At 69.2% G+C, this 14,687-nt stretch carries 15 protein-coding genes; 3 read left to right on the forward strand and 12 right to left on the reverse strand.

Annotated elements, in window-relative coordinates; translation table 11 throughout:
* Positions 1–100: 100 nt before the first annotated feature.
* The 3 genes from ABLI39_RS05490 to ABLI39_RS05500 all read right to left on the reverse strand — a co-directional run bounded on the left by ABLI39_RS05490 (position 101) and on the right by ABLI39_RS05500 (position 2,587).
* Positions 101–313 (reverse strand): helix-turn-helix domain-containing protein, encoded by a 213-nt coding sequence (locus ABLI39_RS05490; RefSeq protein WP_138768374.1) that lies wholly within the window; start codon positions 311–313, stop codon positions 101–103.
* A gap of 203 nt (positions 314–516) precedes the next feature.
* A complete protein-coding gene (locus ABLI39_RS05495) occupies positions 517–1,629 on the reverse strand; it encodes a 3-deoxy-7-phosphoheptulonate synthase (protein ID WP_349412415.1) in 1,113 nt (370 codons plus the stop codon).
* 268 nt (positions 1,630–1,897) lie between these two features.
* Positions 1,898–2,587, reverse strand: coding sequence for a FadR/GntR family transcriptional regulator (locus tag ABLI39_RS05500; RefSeq protein WP_349412416.1), 690 nt, complete (start codon positions 2,585–2,587; stop codon positions 1,898–1,900).
* 102 nt (positions 2,588–2,689) lie between these two features.
* On the opposite strand from ABLI39_RS05500, the gene ABLI39_RS05505 reads away from it, so the two are divergent.
* Positions 2,690–4,072: an alpha-hydroxy acid oxidase gene (locus ABLI39_RS05505; RefSeq protein ID WP_502935189.1), complete on the forward strand. Its 1,383-nt coding sequence runs from the start codon at positions 2,690–2,692 to the stop codon at positions 4,070–4,072.
* A gap of 4 nt (positions 4,073–4,076) precedes the next feature.
* Here the strand turns inward: ABLI39_RS05505 and ABLI39_RS05510 are convergent, their stop codons facing one another.
* On the reverse strand, positions 4,077–4,610 hold the full coding sequence (locus ABLI39_RS05510) for an ArsR/SmtB family transcription factor (RefSeq protein ID WP_349412418.1): 534 nt from the start codon (positions 4,608–4,610) through the stop codon (positions 4,077–4,079).
* Between the two features lie 88 nt (positions 4,611–4,698).
* The gene (locus ABLI39_RS05515; protein ID WP_349412419.1) at positions 4,699–5,922 is read right to left on the reverse strand and encodes an acetoin utilization protein AcuC; all 1,224 of its coding nucleotides are present in this window, start codon (positions 5,920–5,922) and stop codon (positions 4,699–4,701) included.
* A 101-nt stretch (positions 5,923–6,023) separates the two neighbouring features.
* Here ABLI39_RS05515 and ABLI39_RS05520 point away from each other — a divergent pair, with 101 nt between their 5' ends.
* On the forward strand, positions 6,024–7,454 hold the full coding sequence (locus tag ABLI39_RS05520) for a TrkH family potassium uptake protein (RefSeq protein ID WP_349412420.1): 1,431 nt from the start codon (positions 6,024–6,026) through the stop codon (positions 7,452–7,454).
* 40 nt (positions 7,455–7,494) lie between these two features.
* Entirely contained in the window at positions 7,495–8,133 is a 639-nt protein-coding gene (locus ABLI39_RS05525) for a potassium channel family protein (protein WP_186372291.1), read from the forward strand.
* An 18-nt stretch (positions 8,134–8,151) separates the two neighbouring features.
* On the opposite strand, the gene ABLI39_RS05530 is transcribed toward ABLI39_RS05525, so the two are convergent.
* The 7 genes from ABLI39_RS05530 to ABLI39_RS05560 all read right to left on the reverse strand — a co-directional run bounded on the left by ABLI39_RS05530 (position 8,152) and on the right by ABLI39_RS05560 (position 14,603).
* The gene (locus ABLI39_RS05530) at positions 8,152–9,690 is read right to left on the reverse strand and encodes an FAD-dependent oxidoreductase (protein ID WP_349412421.1); all 1,539 of its coding nucleotides are present in this window, start codon (positions 9,688–9,690) and stop codon (positions 8,152–8,154) included.
* A 78-nt stretch (positions 9,691–9,768) separates the two neighbouring features.
* Positions 9,769–10,353 carry an HhH-GPD-type base excision DNA repair protein gene (locus ABLI39_RS05535; protein ID WP_349412422.1) on the reverse strand — a complete coding sequence of 195 codons (585 nt, stop codon included), beginning with the start codon at positions 10,351–10,353 and terminating at the stop codon, positions 9,769–9,771.
* Between the two features lie 50 nt (positions 10,354–10,403).
* On the reverse strand, positions 10,404–11,237 hold the full coding sequence (gene proC, locus ABLI39_RS05540) for a pyrroline-5-carboxylate reductase (RefSeq protein ID WP_349412423.1): 834 nt from the start codon (positions 11,235–11,237) through the stop codon (positions 10,404–10,406).
* Between the two features lie 237 nt (positions 11,238–11,474).
* Positions 11,475–11,816: a YciI family protein gene (locus tag ABLI39_RS05545; RefSeq protein WP_349412424.1), complete on the reverse strand. Its 342-nt coding sequence runs from the start codon at positions 11,814–11,816 to the stop codon at positions 11,475–11,477.
* Positions 11,817–11,913: 97 nt separating this feature from the next.
* Positions 11,914–12,933 carry a Ppx/GppA phosphatase family protein gene (locus ABLI39_RS05550; RefSeq protein ID WP_349412425.1) on the reverse strand — a complete coding sequence of 340 codons (1,020 nt, stop codon included), beginning with the start codon at positions 12,931–12,933 and terminating at the stop codon, positions 11,914–11,916.
* A gap of 66 nt (positions 12,934–12,999) precedes the next feature.
* Positions 13,000–13,446, reverse strand: a complete 447-nt coding sequence (locus tag ABLI39_RS05555) for an SseB family protein (protein WP_349412426.1) — start codon at positions 13,444–13,446, stop codon at positions 13,000–13,002.
* 131 nt (positions 13,447–13,577) lie between these two features.
* Positions 13,578–14,603, reverse strand: a complete 1,026-nt coding sequence (locus ABLI39_RS05560) for a type IV toxin-antitoxin system AbiEi family antitoxin domain-containing protein (RefSeq protein WP_349412427.1) — start codon at positions 14,601–14,603, stop codon at positions 13,578–13,580.
* Between the last annotated feature and the right edge of the window lie 84 nt (positions 14,604–14,687).

A 14,687-nucleotide genomic window follows, 5' to 3' on the forward strand; every position in this document is an offset into this window, starting at 1 on the left:
ACGTAAAACGTTCCTTAACAGGGTACCGCCTATCCGGGGCACACCACGACCGCAGGCCCCGCGAGGGGGTCTGCTGCGGCCCGGTGCAAGCGCAGAAGACTCAGGCCGTCTCAGTATGTCCGTCGACGACAGCACCCTTGAGGTACTGCTCGACGGCGTTTTCCGGAACCCGGTATGAGCGGCCAAAGCGCACCGCCGGCATTTCACCGGAGTGCACCAGGCGATACACGGTCATTTTTGATACCCGCATGACATCCGCGACCTCGGCCACGGTGAGAAAGCGCGCGTTGGAGAAGTTGGCCTCCGAAGACATTTCCCTTATTCCTTTTGCTCAAGCGAACGGCTGCCCCGTCTGAACGACATGGCGGTGTGCCGATGCTGAGCCATCAAACAACCATGTGCTAGATACTCTAGGGGTTTGTGGTGCCAATGTGAAAGGTTTCCGCAGGAATCTGCGAAGGATTTCCGCAGCAAGGGCCCCCGTCCGCCAGCCAGGGCGGACCGGGTCCGGCGTCCTCAGCGCCGCGTGCGCCGGGTGCGCGCCGACGCCGCCAGCTGGGCCAGCACGGAAGCCGTCACGTCCCAGTCCATGCAGGCATCGGTGACACTCTGGCCGTAAACCAGTTCGTCGGTTCCGGCGGCATGTTCGGCGACGTCCAGGGCCTGCGCGCCGCCCACCAGGAAGCTCTCCAGCATGACGCCGGCGATGGCGGACGCGGAGCCGCCGTCGTGCTCAAGCTGTGCGCCGATCTCCAGCGCGACCTCGGCCTGGCGGTGGTGGTTCTTGCCGCTGTTGGCGTGGGACGCATCCACGATCAGCCGCGGGTTCAGGCCCTTCGCGGCGAGCCGGGCGGAGGCGGCCTCGACGTCGGCGGCGGCAAAGTTCGGGCCGTCGCTGCCGCCGCGCAGGATGACGTGGGTGTCCGGGTTGCCGGCGGTGCTGACCAGCGCGGCCCGCCCTTCGTCGTCGATCCCCAGGAAGGCCTGGGCAGCGCCTGCCGCGCTGCAGGCGTCGAGCGCCACCTGCAGGCCGCCGTCGGTGCCGTTCTTGAAGCCGATCGGCATGGACAAACCGGAGGCGAGCTGGCGGTGGATCTGGCTTTCGGTGGTCCGGGCACCGATGGCGCCCCAGGCCACGAGGTCGGCCATGTACTGCGGGCTGATCGGTTCGAGGAATTCCGTGGCGGTGGGCAGCCCCAGGGCGGTGACCTGGCGCAGGAACTGACGGGCGGCGCGCAGGCCGGCGGCGATGTCGTGGCTGCCGTCGAGCCGGGGGTCGTTGATCAGGCCCTTCCAGCCCACCGTGGTGCGCGGCTTCTCGAAGTACGTCCGCATCACGATCAGCAGGTCCTCACGGTGCCGTTCGGCCTGGCTGACCAGGCGCCGGGCGTATTCCAGCCCTGCCTTAGGATCGTGGATGGAGCACGGGCCGACAATCACCAGGAGCCGGTCGTCAACGCCGTCCAGGATCGCGCGGACCTCGTCACGGCCGCGCCCGACGACGTCCGAGCCCCGCGCGTCCAGCGGGAACTCCGCGATCATGTCCTGCGGGGTGGGCAGTGCCGTGAATTCGCTGACCCGCAGGTTCGAGGTGGACTGCTGGCTGGCGGGGGCTGTTTCGATGCTCATGGTTCGGGTCCTGTTCCGGGGGTGCGGAGCGGGCCCTGGTCAGAACCCGCCGGAGAAATGGCGAAGGGCAGAGAGTGATCTCTGCCCTGTTGGCTCTGAAGGTGTGTGGATGCGTGTCAGTTAGACGCGGGCCCCTCCAGAGCCAACGAAAAATACGCATACCAACGGTTAGTCATGCCATCGACCATATCCCCGGTCACGGCGGGAGGGCAAAGCTGGCCGTAATAATCGGACGCGCGGCGTGCGGGCCGGGACCGTCCCCGTCGGATCACAGGCTGCCGCCCAGTCCGGCTTCGGCGTAGTAGCCCTCGATATGCTCCGCCACCAGCCGGGCGGCAGCGGCGCCGTCGTGCCCGGTGATCGCCGCCAGGATTCCCCGGTGTTCCTGCCGCAGCCGCGCCGCCGTGGCGGCCCAGTCCGGCAGGTTCCCGGTGAGTCGTCCGGCATAGTCCTGGATGGACTCGCGCAGGGAGCCCATCATGGCGCTGACCACCACGTTGCCGGCGGCGTCGGCCAGCGCCAGGTGGAAGCGCACATCGAGAGCCAGAAACTCCTCAGGGTCCCCGCTGCCCTCCATCTGCTCCAGCAGCGATGCCGCCTCGGCGAGGGCGGGCGAATCGGGCAGCGCCCGGGCAGCGGCCCAGGATTCGAGCAGCACCCGCGTCTGCACTATGTCCGCGACGGGTAGGTGCGAGGTGGCCACGTGGAGCCGCAGGGCCGAGCCGAGGGCCGCCGTCGGCTCCGAGATCACCACGGTGCCGGCGTCGGGGCCGGAGCCCACGCCCGCCCGGACCACGCCCAGGGCCTCAAGGATCCGGATCGCCTCACGGACCGAGGTGCGGGAGACGCCCAGCTGCTCGGCCAGGGTCCGTTCCGCCGGCAGCCTTCCTCCCACGCGCAGTTGCCCGCTGGAGAGCTGCTCTTCGATCCACTGCAGGACGACCCGGTGCGTACGCATGGCCACATAGTACTTGATGTGGTTGGACCACATCCCCTACAGTGTGGTTGGACCACAGTGCTGGATCGAGACGCCCCGGAGGCAGCAATGACGCAACCCACCATGACCGGCAACCCTGGAAACCCTGAGGCACCCACCACGGCGGAGGCCACCGCGGCCCCCGCAGCATCCGGTGGGATTTCCTCCGGCGGCGCGGACCATGGCGCAGCGCCGGCCGGCGCGACGCCGCCCGCCGGCCTCCCGGGCATCGGCCTGCCTGCCGCCCTCCGGCGCCGGGTGCCGAAGTATTCCGACCTCGCGCCGCTGATGCAGTTCAAGAAGCCGGAGTTCGGCCGCGAGGCGAGGCTGCGCCGGGCCAGCACCATCTGGGACCTGCGGGACATGGCCAAGCGGCGGACGCCCAAGGCGCCCTTCGATTACACGGACGGTGCCGCGGAGGCGGAGATCACCCTGCGCCGGGCCCGTGAGGCGTTCCTGGACATCGAGTTCCGCCCGGGCATCCTGCGCGACGTCTCCAGCGTGGACCTCGGCACCGAGATCCTGGGCAAGCCCTCCCGGCTGCCCGTCGGCATCGCGCCCACCGGTTTCACCCGGATGATGCAGTCGGAGGGCGAGTACGCCGGATCGCAGGCCGCCGCGGCCGCCGGGATCCCCTACACGCTCTCCACCATGGGCACCGCGTCCATCGAGGACGTGGCGGCCGCCGCGCCGGACGGCCGGAACTGGTTCCAGCTCTACCTCTGGACCGACCGGGACCGCTCGCTGGAACTGATCGAGCGCGCGGCCCGGGCCGGCAACGACACCCTCATGGTCACGGTGGACACCGCCGTCGCCGGCGCCCGGCTCCGCGACGTCCGCAACGGCATGACCATCCCGCCGGCGCTGACCCTGAAGACCGTGCTGGATGCCTCCTACCGGCCGGCGTGGTGGTTCAACTTCCTCACCCACGAGCCGCTGACCTTCGCCTCGCTCTCGCGCTACACCGGCACCGTGGCGGACCTGATCAACTCCATGTTCGACCCCACCTTGACGTTCGAGGACCTCGACTGGCTGCGCGAAACCTGGAAGGGCAAGCTGGTGGTCAAGGGCATCCAGACGGCCGAGGACGCCCGCAAGGTGGTGGACCACGGTGCCGACGGTGTTGTGCTGTCCAACCACGGCGGACGCCAGTTGGACCGCGCCCCGATCCCGTTCCACCTGCTCCCGGACGTCTCGGCGGCGCTCAAGGCGGACAACAGCGACGCTGCCATCATCCTGGACACCGGCATCATGAGCGGCGCGGACATCATCGCGGCACTGGCCCTCGGCGCCGATTTCACGCTGATCGGCCGCGCCTACCTCTACGGGCTGATGGCGGGCGGCCGGGCCGGCGTGGACCGGGCCATCGCGATCCTGGAAAAGGACATGCTCCGCACCATGGCCCTGCTGGGCGTCAGCCGGATCTCCGAGCTGACCCCGGACCATGTGCGGCTGCTCGCCAGGTAGCCCGCTACTTCTTGCGGCCGAACTTCGGCAGGTTCGCCAGCAGGTCCGCGGCGCGGGTTGCGGCACGGCCCACCGTCCGGCCGATCTGCTGCGGCCGCCGATCCTCCCCTGCGGTCCCGACCGGCAGTGCTACGGCGGGGCTCAGCGCGCTGCCCGCGGGAACCCCGGGCAGCGCCTGCGCGGGCGCCGCGGCGGCCACCGTGCCGGCAACGAGGGTGTCTGGGCCGGGCTGCGGCCGGGCTGCGGTCGCGGGAGCGGGCACGGCAGCGGCGGGACGGCCGACGTCGAACGTCTCCAGCCAGCTCGCGACGCCGGCCAGCGGCTTGGGGTTCAGCGCGTAGTAGCGCTTCTGGCCCTGGGCGCGCATGCTGACCAGGTCCGCTTCGCGCAGGACCTTGAGGTGCTTGGAAATGGTGGGCTGGCTCGCCTCGAGTTCCTGGACCAGCTCCCCCACCGCTTTGTCCCCGTTGCGGAGGGACACCAGAATGTCACGCCGGGTTGCCTCAGCAATGACGGCAAATACGTCGTCTGTCACCATGTCCTCCACACTAGCGACATATACGCCAGATGGCATCCACCAATTACGGGCGCCCCGCCGGGCCCGGGCCGCCAGCCCGGACGGGACCCTAGTCGAACCAGGGATCCAGGCCGTAGAGCGGGAAGACTTCCTTGCGGGTGGCCATCACCGTTCGGTCCACCTCGTCGTTCGGGTCGAAGCCGACCTCCCAGGAACGCCACCAGAGCTCGACGTCGTCGCCCATTACCGAGGGCGGCTCGACACCGTACTTGGCGCCGTACTTCTCCTGCACGTAGTGCCGCCAATCCTCCGGGACGGGGGTCCGCAGCGGGACCGGCCGGCCGGCGGCAATGGCGATCAGGTGGCTCCACGAGCGCGGGACGACGGTGATCACGTTGTAGCCTCCGCCCCCGGTGGAGATCCAGCGGTTGTCGCAGTAGCGGGCTGCGAGGTTGCCGATTGCGGTGGCGGCCTCGCGCTGCCCGTCCACGCTGATGTTCAGGTGCGTCAGCGGATCCAGGCGGTGCGAGTCGCAGCCGTGTTGGCTGACGATGACCTCCGGCTCAAACGCGCCCACCAACTGCGGGACGACCGCGTGGAAGGCCCGAAGCCAGCCTGCGTCCCCCGTTCCGGCCGGCAGTGTCACGTTGACCGCGCTGCCCTGGGCGTTCGGGCCGCCGATCTCGTTCGCGAAGCCCGTGCCCGGGAACAGGGTCAGCCCGGTCTCATGCAGCGAGATCGTCAGCACCCGCGGGTCGTCCCAGAAGATGCTTTGGGTTCCGTCGCCGTGGTGGGCGTCGACGTCGATATATGCCACCCGCTGCACGCCGCCGTCGAGCAGCCGCGCGATCGCCAGGGCCGCGTCGTTGTAGATGCAGAAGCCGCTGGCCCGCTCCCGTGCGGCGTGGTGCATGCCGCCGCCGAAGTTCACCGCCCGGACCGCGCTGCCGTCCAGGATGGCGGCGGCTGCGAGCAGGGAGCCGCCAGCCAGCCGTGCGCTGGCCTCGTGCATGCCGGCGAAGGCCGGGTCGTCCTCGGTGCCCAGGCCGCGTTCCAGGTCCGGGGTGCCCGGGTCCGCGCTGACGCGCCGGACGGCGGCGATGTAGTCCGCGCTGTGCACCGCTCCGAGTTCCGCGTCGGTGGCCACTTCGGGGGCGGCCACCGAGACGTGGCCCAGGTCCAGCAGCCCGAGGCTCCGGGCCAGCCGCGCGGTCAGTTCCATCCGCTCCGGCGCCATCGGGTGGCTGTGGCCGAAGTTGTAGGCCGTCATGGCCGAGTCCCACACCACCGTCGTCGGCAGGGCGGTCTGGGCGAGTCCGGGCAGGAAGGTCATCAATCACAGGCTACCGGAGCCCACCGCCCCTTCCCCCGTCGTTGCGCGGAATATAGTGGTTTACTACTGAGGACGCCGTTTCAACCGAGGACAAGCCGCACATGACGCAAAGCCAGTCGAGGTCATCGAGCCCGGCCGGCTGGCACCCCGGCCAGCCGGAGCGCGAGGGGCTCTGGATCTTCACCCGGTTGCGCGACTTTATCGACAACATCGCCAACAGCTCCCCCGCGCGCCTGGCCGTCTCGGCGTTCGCCGTGGTGGTGCTGATCTTCACCGCCCTGCTTTCGCTGCCGGTGTCCTCCGCCGCCGGGCAGGCGACGCCCCTGCACCAGGCCCTCTTCACGGCGGTTTCGGCGGTGTGCGTCACCGGGCTGACCGTTGTTTCCACCGCGGTGCACTGGTCCTTTTTCGGCCAGCTTGTGATCCTGGTCGGCATCTTCGTGGGCGGCCTTGGTACCTTGACCCTGGCCTCGCTGCTGGCGCTGATGGTCAGCAAGAAACTCGGCGTCCGTGGCAAGCTGATCGCGCAGGAGGCCATGAACGCCGGACGCCTCGGCGAAGTCGGCACCCTGCTGCGGATCGTCATCGTCACGTCCGTTGTGATCGAGGCGGTGCTGGCCCTGGCGCTGATCCCGCGGTTCCTGGCGCTCGGCGAGAGCTTCGACCAGTCCGTCTGGCACGGCGTCTTCTACTCCATCTCCGCGTTCAACAACGCCGGGTTCACCCCGCACTCGGACGGCATTGTCCCCTACGAGACCGACCTGTGGATCCTCATCCCGCTGATGATCGGCGTCTTCCTCGGCAGCCTGGGCTTCCCGGTGGTGATGGTGCTGCAGCAGAACGGGCTGAACTGGAAGAAATGGAATCTGCACACCAAGCTGACCATCCAGGTCTCACTGATCCTGCTGGCCGCAGGCACCGTGCTCTGGGGCCTGATGGAGTGGGAGAACATGCGCACCATCGGCGGCATGAGCCTCGGTGACAAGGTCACGCATTCGCTCTTCGCCTCCGTGATGACCCGCTCCGGCGGCTTCAACCTGGTGGACCAGAACCAGATGGATTCCACCACCATGCTGCTGACCGACGCGCTGATGTTCGCCGGCGGCGGCTCGGCGTCGACGGCCGGCGGCATCAAGGTGACCACGATCGCGGTGATGTTCCTGGCGATCGTCGCCGAGGCCCGCGGCGACGCGGACGTGAAGGTCTACGGCCGCACCATCCCCGAGGGCACCATGCGGGTGGCCATCTCCGTCATCGTCGCCGGCGCCACCCTCGTGGCGGTCTCGGCCCTGCTGCTGCTCCAGATCAGCGGCGCGTCCCTGGACCGGGTGCTGTTTGAAACGATTTCCGCCTTCGCCACGGTGGGCCTGAGCACCAACCTCAGTGCCGAACTGCCCCCGGCAGGTGTCTATGTCCTCACCGTCCTGATGTTCGCCGGCCGCGTCGGCACCGTCACCCTCGCCGCTGGGTTGGCCTTGCGCCAGCGCAGCCAGTTGTACCACTACCCGGAAGAGAGACCGATCATTGGCTAGTTCCTCAGGCGCCGTCAACCGCCCCGCCCACAACGCGCCCGTGCTGGTGATCGGGCTGGGCCGCTTCGGCGCATCCACCGCAGAGCAGTTGGTCAAGCAGGGCCGCGAGGTGCTGGCGATCGAACGCGACCGGAGCCTCGTGCAGAAGTGGGCCAGCGTCCTGACCCACGTCGTGGAGGCCGACGCGACCAACATTGACGCCCTCCGCCAGCTCGGGGCCCAGGAATTCAGCTCAGCCGTCGTGGGCGTGGGCACCTCGATCGAGTCCTCGGTGCTGATCACGGTCAACCTGGTGGACCTCGGCATCGAGCATCTCTGGGTCAAGGCGATCACGCCCTCGCACGGCAAGATCCTGACCCGGATCGGCGCCAACCACGTGATCTATCCGGAGGCCGACGCCGGTGTCCGCGCCGCGCACCTGGTGTCCGGCCGGATGCTGGACTTCATCGAGTTCGACGACGACTTCGCGATCGTGAAGATGTACCCGCCGCGCGAAACGGTGGGATTCACGCTCGACGAGTCCAAGGTGCGCTCCAAGTACGGGGTCACGATTGTCGGCGTGAAGTCCCCGGGCGAGGACTTCACTTATGCCCGGCCCGAGACGAAGGTGTCCGCACGGGACATGCTCATCGTGTCCGGGCACGTGGACCTGCTGGAGCGGTTCGCCGCGAGGCCTTAGCGCCTGCGGCGGCCGGGACTAAGTCCCGCGACGGGGACGGCCGGGATCCTCCGGCGCAGCCGCCAGGTTCCTAGTGGCCGGGCCCTGGATGACGCTGCCGTCCGTGGCGAACCGGGAGCCGTGGCAGGGGCAGTCCCACGTCACGTCCGCCCGGTTGAACTCGACCGTGCAGCCAAGGTGGGTGCAGACCGCGGAGACCGCCTGGACGTCCCCCGCGGGACTGACGTACACGGCGGCCCTGGCACCCCTGACGTCCACCACCATCCCCTCTCCCGGGGCTATGTCCGCGAGGATGCCCTCCGCCGGAGCGGCAACGGCGGCCGTCGCCCCCTCGCCCGGACCCACGGGCACCTCCTGCGTTTCGCCGGCGCTGCGGTTGCTGTCGAACACCGCGGCCCACGGGTTCGCGGTACCGCAGAGCCTGTCCCGGAGGATCAAGGCGGCGGCGGTGCCGTTGGTAAGGCCCCACTTCCGCAGCCCCGTGATCACGTGGACATGCCGGTACTCCGGACCCATGAGGCCCACGTACGGCAGCCCGTCGGCAGGCATGGCGTCCTGGGTGGACCAGCGGAAGACGGTCTCCGCTGCGCCGAGTCGGTCGCGGGCAAAGACCGCGAGCCGGCCGTACCGTTCGGCAGAGTCGACGCTCTCGGTGGCCCGGTGCCCCTCGCCGCCGGCCAGCACATAGCTGGCGCCCTCGACTTCGACCGTCAGGATGGAGCGCATCGGCTCCTCAACGCTGACAAAGGTTGCGTCCAGCGCAGGACCGGCGCTCCGGGCGGCGACAATATACGACCGGTGCGCGTAGCACCGCGCATCGAAGCGTCCGTTGTCACCGAAGGGCAGGTTGGTCGCCACGATGATCTCCTTCGCCCGAACCGATCCCTGCCCGGTATCCACTACGGCCGGGGAACCGTCGCGGAAGCCCGTGGCGGGCGACTCCTCAAAGACGAAGCTGCCGTCCCCCTGCACGGCGCGGGCCAGGCCCTGCACGTATTTGAGCGCGTTCAGCTGAGCCTGGCCGTCGAACCGGACCGCGCCACGGACGGCGAAGGGCAGCGGCACATCCGCCGTGAACGACGCCGGGAGCCCCAGCCGCTCCGCCAGCGCGGCCTCCTCCCGGACCAGCGCAAGCGCCGGCCCGGTTTCGGCGTAGGTGTAGTTGGCCACCCGCCGGAAGCCGCAGTCGATGCCTTCTGCCGCGACGACGCCGGCAATGTGTGCAATCGCCGCCTCGTTGGCCTGCCCGTAAACCGCGGCCGCACCCGTGCCGTGGCGGGCCGCGAGCTCGGAGTAGGCGAGCCGGTGCAGCGAGGTGACCTTGCCCGTGGTGTTTCCGGTGACGCCGGTACCCACCCGCGAGGCCTCCAGCACCGCCACAGTCTGGCCCGCCCGCTTCAGGGCCAGCGCGGCGCTCAGCCCGGCGATGCCGCCGCCGATCACGGCAACGTCCACCTCCACGGGCGAGTCCGCGGACGCATCAAGGGACGCATACGAGGCGGTTCCGGCGGTGGCCGCCCAGAGCGAAAGGAGCCGTCCTGCGGGCTGTTCAGTCACGGTCCCGACCTCCACGCACTTGGTTCCCTCCGACGTCGGGCAGGTTCCTCCCGGCGTCGCTGGCTGGCTACCGCAGGATCAGGGCCCGGCGGTCGTTGCTGCTTTCGCGGCGGCTTTGGCCGCCTGCTTGCTGGCGCGCACCTTGCCAAGCGACTCCGGGTCCACGATGTCGGCGACGGACAGGAAGGCGTCCTGCTGGCCGTAGTGGCCGGCGGCCTGGCGCCACCCCTCGGCCCGGAGCCCGCACTGCTTTCCCAGCAGGGCCAGGAAGATCTTGGCTTTCTGCTCGCCGAATCCCGGCAGCGCCTTGAGCCGGCGCAGCACCTCCGGCCCGTCCGGCTTGCCCCGGGTCCAGATGGCGGTGGCGTCTCCGTTCCAGTCGCTGTGCACGGTTTCGGCAAGGGCCTGGACCCGGCCGGCCATTGAGCCGGGGAACCGGTGGACGGCCGGGCGTTCCTTGAACATCTCGACGAATGCCTGCGGATCGTATTCGGCGATCGCGGCCGGATCCATGGTGCCGAGGCGCGTCCGGATCTTTTCGGGGCCGGCAAATGCCGACTCCATGGTCACCTGCTGGTCCAGCAGCATGCCGGTGAGCAGCGCAAACGCGTCTTCGCTGAGCAGTTTGTCCGCCGCGGGATCGCCTGTGATGTGCAGTTCCATGGGTCCTATCCTGCCACCGGCGCCGGTCTCCGTCATGGCTTGCCGTGCCGTTAGCCGAGCTGCTTCGTGATTTCCGCGGCCCGCTCGGCGGCGGCGCGGGCGCCGTCGGCGATGATCGAGGGGAGGCCGCGCTCGTCGAAGGTGGCGATTGCCCGTTCGGTGGTCCCGTTCGGGCTGGTCACGGCCCGGCGCAGCGCGGTGGGGTCGGCGCCCGGCTCGGCGAGCATGAGCCCGGCGCCGGCGACCGTTTCGCGGGCCAGCAGCAGCGACAGCTCGGCGTCCAGGCCCAGTTCGGCCCCGGCGGCCGCCATGGCCTCGGCGAGGTAGAACGCGTAGGCAGGACCGGAGCCGCTGATCGCGGACAGCGCATCCACCTGTTCCTCGGGAATCTCGACGACCGTGCCGACGGCGGCGAAGATGTCCTTCGCCTGCTGCAGCTGCGCGGCCGAGCAGTGCTTCCCGGCGGAGACCGACACAACGCCGCGGCCCAGCCTCGCCGGCGTGTTCGGCATGGCGCGGATCACCGGCTGCCCCGCCGGAAGCGCCGCTTCCAGCTGCTCCAGCGACACTGCCGCAGCGACGCTCACGACGATCGTCTCGGGCGAGAGGGAACCGCTGATCTCCCGGGCCAGGTCCGCGATCCCCACCGGCTTGACGCCCAGGACGACGACGGCGGCGCCGGTGGCGGCTTGCGTGTTGTTCTCCGGTTCTTCTTCGCTGGCGATGGCCGTGATGCCGTGGTGCCGCTCGGCCAGCTCGGCGGCCCGTTCGGCATGCCGGACCGTGGCGACGACGTCGGCGGGGTCCGTCCCGCCGGCGATCATGCCGCTCATGATTGCCTCGTTCATCGACCCACAGCCCAGGAATGCGATTCGGTTGCTCATGCCCCCATCATTGCAGTCCGCCGCGATTCACAGCCAGCTCACATCCTCAGCGCAGCTTGCTCCCAAACTCCACGAATAACGTAGGAACTACCTCATTGAGGGTGCGAGTGATGATAGGCAGTCATGCGGATGTCTGCCCGGCACCGGGGGTCTGCAGCGGGTTTCCCCCATTTTCCCGCAGCGGGCCGCCGGTGCCTTCGCTTTTAACTTTCTGTTTGCGGCGCCCCGGTGCCGCGCCTAATGCTGGACGGGCCGCACTTCGATGGGAAGCGTGGTGGCGCGGGCCAGCTTTCCGGCCCAGCCGAGCGCCGCGTCGAGGTCCGGCGCCTCAATCACGGTGAATCCGCCGAGGTGCTCCTTCGCTTCGGCGAACGGTCCGTCCGTAATGAGCGTCTCCGCGCCCTGCTGCCGCACCACCGTGGCGGTGTCCGTGGGGTGGAGGCCCGCGGCGAACACCCAGGCGCCGGCAGCCTTCAGCTCCCGGTTCAAGGCCTCAAGGTTCGCCATGACGGGCGCCAGCACCTCCGGCGCAGGGGCGGGGCCGACGGGCTGGTAAACGCTGAGCAGGTACTGTGCCATGCTGTCCTCCTTGACGATTCGGCCGGTTCGTTTTCGGCCTTCCACCTACTCGACGAACGGCCTGCGCCAGAAACGACACACCGCCGCCGGAGAGTGCCTACGCCGCGTCCGGCCCCTCATCGCCGGGAGACTGCGGCTCGGCCGGGTCCTCGGCCATGGCAACGTGGGGTGCGGGCTGCAGCGGGCCCTCGGTGACCAGCTGGTCCAGCCGGCGGAGGATCAGCCCCTCCCGCAAGGCCCACGGACAAATCTCCAGGCTCGGGAACTCAAACATTTCAAGGGCAGCCTCCGCCACCAGCGCGCCGGCGAGCAGCTGTGGGGCGCGGGCTTCGGAGACGCCGGGGAGGTTCAGCCGGTCCTCCACTTCCATGGCGGAGATCCGTTGCGCCCAGAGGCCCAGGTCCGTGGCATGCAGTTCCCGCTTTACGTAGGGGCCGGCGCCGCTGGGGGCGGCCCCGGCGATGCGGGCCAGGGAGCGGAATGTCTTGGAGGTGCCGGCCACGTGGTTGGCCTTGCCGAGCTTGGCGATGTCCCGGACCGCCGGCTTCAGGGTGCTTCGGATGTAGCGTCGAAGCTCCTTGACGCTTTTCGCCGACGGCGGGTCCTCCTGCAGCCAGTCCCGGGTGAGCCGGCTCGCGCCGAGCGGGACCGACGTCGCAAGCTCGGGGAGCTCATCTTCCCCGTAGGCCATTTCAAAGGAACCGCCGCCGATGTCCAGGTTCAGCATGGGTCCCGCGCCCCAGCCGTACCAGCGGCGGACGGCGAAGAACGTCATTGACGCCTCCTCGCTGCCGGTCAGTTCCCGCAGCGTGACGGTGGTTTCGTGCTTGACCCGGGCGAGGACGGCGGCCCCGTTGGTAGCCTCGCGGATCGCGGAGGTACAGAACGCCAGCAGGTCCTCGGCCTTGTGCTTCGCCGCAAACTCCCAGGCTTCAAGGACGAACTCGATCAGCTCGTGCTGGCCGGCGTCGTTGATGTTGCCGTCCGCGTCGAGGAACTGCACCAGCGAGAGCGGACGTTTGTGCGAGGCGAACGGAACCGGGCGCGCGCCGGGGTGCGCATCCACCAGGAGGAGGTGGACGGTGTTTGAGCCGATATCGAGGACGCCAAGACGCATAGGGCCATTATTGTCCTCGGAGTGTCCCGGCCCTAACCGGGTACTGCCCCTGGGCGGGTCCCGCGGCTAGGCCTGGCTGCTGTCCTCGGCGTCCGGCTCCTCGTCGGAGGGCTTGAAGTCGCGGCGGATGTTGGCCACACCCTCCGGATCGATTTCGAAGCCGTAGACGGCGCCGGGGTTGATGACCATGCCGAGCTCGTCGCCGAGGTTTCCGATGATCGCCGCGCCCTGGGTGCCGAGCACATTCGGCGCCGCCTCGAGGTACTGCTCGGTGACACGGCTCGGGTGCGAGAAGACGGCCAGCACCGGCTTGCCCGCGGAGTTCGCCAGCACCAGCGGTTCGACCTGGGAATCCGGGCCCTCGATCGTATCGGAGCTGACGATGTACACCTCGTTGTTCAGGAAGGCCAGGATGACGTCCACCGGGTTGGCGTCCGGCTGCTCCCCGCGGGCGAGCATCTCTTCGAGGTCGTTGAGCGGCTGGTTGTCCAGGTGTGCGGGCTGTTCAGTCATGTTCCTACTCGATCACGTCCCGCCCGGGTCCGCAATTCCTCCCCCGCCCGGCCGGCCCACTCGCGGGTTCCGTCCAGGCTCGCGGTTTGGACGCCGCGAGCCCGGCTCGAAGCCGCGAGCCGACGGCAATCTCAGCGCCCGAGCACCCGAAGCAGCCTCGTCTTCAGCTCCTGCTCGCGGAACAGGTCCCGCCATTCGACCCGGATGAACTTCCAGCCCAGTTCCATCAAGGCCTTCTCGCGGCGCCGCTCCGCAAAAATGGCCTCGGCGGTGGGGGCGTAGTTGAAATATTTTCCGCGACCGTCAAACTCCAACGCGACCCGCCGCTCCGGCCACGCGCAGTCGAGCCTGCGAATCCCCAGCCGCGTCCGGACCTCGAACTGGAGCTGCGGAGCAGGAAGCCTCAGCCGCCGGACCAGGTCGCGAAGAAGGGTTTCACCCGGCGACTCGGAAAGGGGATCCGCATGGGCAACAACCTTCTTCAGGGCCGCGACACCCGGTGCCCTGCGGAGCCGGGCGCACTCCAGTTCCACCGCCTCCCGGCCGGCACCGAGCCGCAGGGCATGGTCCATCAAGATCAGTCCCTGCGAATAGTTCAGGACGAGGCAGCTGTCCGCGGCCGTTCGGGCCAACGACGTAACGCGATGCCCCGCCACGTGCACGACGTCGGCGGGAGCCAGCGCACGGGTATGCGCTTTCACGTCGCGCGCGTGGCCGCCGGACGACGGGAGAAACGGCACCGTGAGGTGGATGGTGTCGTCTACTTGCCAGAGAAAGAGGCCGTGGAGCCGGGCTGCCGTGGTGTGGCTGAACACGTAGGCGCCCGTTGAGCTAGTCAGACAGCGATGGGCGTAGGCCTCGATCCGGCATCGCGAGGCACCATCCGCATCGAGTGCTGCCCAAAAGGAGCGGCGGACGTAGCAGCCGCGGCGGAGCCGGACCAAAGCTCCTGCCCGGGTCAACTGCAGGATCTGCCGGGCGGATAGACCCCGGTCCAGCAGTTCCTCGGTGCGCCAGAGGTTGGCGGCGTCGGGAAGCCTCGCGGCCAGGGCTGCTGCCGGGGGCTCCTGGACCGCCGCTCTTGAAGGGACCGACTCCGCAGAATCGGCCCACACGGCGGCGAGGGGGTCCTCAGGCTCGGCGACGGGGTATTCCATGGCACCAGCCTGCCGCTGCGGACGCCTGCCCAAAAGTCCGTGAACCACCTATGTGCACAACCACTCGCGGGTTCCGTCCGCCGT

Source organism: Pseudarthrobacter sp. B907, assembly GCF_040137805.1.
Taxonomy (GTDB): Bacteria; Actinomycetota; Actinomycetes; order Actinomycetales; family Micrococcaceae; genus Arthrobacter.

What these genes read in the sequence shown, in the direction of transcription:
- ABLI39_RS05510 (WP_349412418.1), bottom strand. Translation starts at nt 4,610, where the DNA reads ATGGTGACAGACGACGTATTTGCCGTCATTGCTGAGGCAACCCGGCGT.
- ABLI39_RS05535 (WP_349412422.1), bottom strand. Translation starts at nt 10,353, where the DNA reads ATGGAACTGCACATCACAGGCGATCCCGCGGCGGACAAACTGCTCAGC.
- ABLI39_RS05560 (WP_349412427.1), bottom strand. Translation starts at nt 14,603, where the DNA reads ATGGAATACCCCGTCGCCGAGCCTGAGGACCCCCTCGCCGCCGTGTGG.
- ABLI39_RS05550 (WP_349412425.1), bottom strand. Translation starts at nt 12,933, where the DNA reads ATGCGTCTTGGCGTCCTCGATATCGGCTCAAACACCGTCCACCTCCTC.
- ABLI39_RS05545 (WP_349412424.1), bottom strand. Translation starts at nt 11,816, where the DNA reads ATGGCACAGTACCTGCTCAGCGTTTACCAGCCCGTCGGCCCCGCCCCT.
- ABLI39_RS05505 (WP_502935189.1), top strand. Translation starts at nt 2,690, where the DNA reads ATGACCGGCAACCCTGGAAACCCTGAGGCACCCACCACGGCGGAGGCC.
- ABLI39_RS05490 (WP_138768374.1), bottom strand. Translation starts at nt 313, where the DNA reads ATGTCTTCGGAGGCCAACTTCTCCAACGCGCGCTTTCTCACCGTGGCC.
- ABLI39_RS05555 (WP_349412426.1), bottom strand. Translation starts at nt 13,446, where the DNA reads ATGACTGAACAGCCCGCACACCTGGACAACCAGCCGCTCAACGACCTC.
- proC (WP_349412423.1), bottom strand. Translation starts at nt 11,237, where the DNA reads ATGAGCAACCGAATCGCATTCCTGGGCTGTGGGTCGATGAACGAGGCA.
- ABLI39_RS05495 (WP_349412415.1), bottom strand. Translation starts at nt 1,629, where the DNA reads ATGAGCATCGAAACAGCCCCCGCCAGCCAGCAGTCCACCTCGAACCTG.
- ABLI39_RS05515 (WP_349412419.1), bottom strand. Translation starts at nt 5,922, where the DNA reads ATGACCTTCCTGCCCGGACTCGCCCAGACCGCCCTGCCGACGACGGTG.
- ABLI39_RS05500 (WP_349412416.1), bottom strand. Translation starts at nt 2,587, where the DNA reads ATGCGTACGCACCGGGTCGTCCTGCAGTGGATCGAAGAGCAGCTCTCC.
- ABLI39_RS05520 (WP_349412420.1), top strand. Translation starts at nt 6,024, where the DNA reads ATGACGCAAAGCCAGTCGAGGTCATCGAGCCCGGCCGGCTGGCACCCC.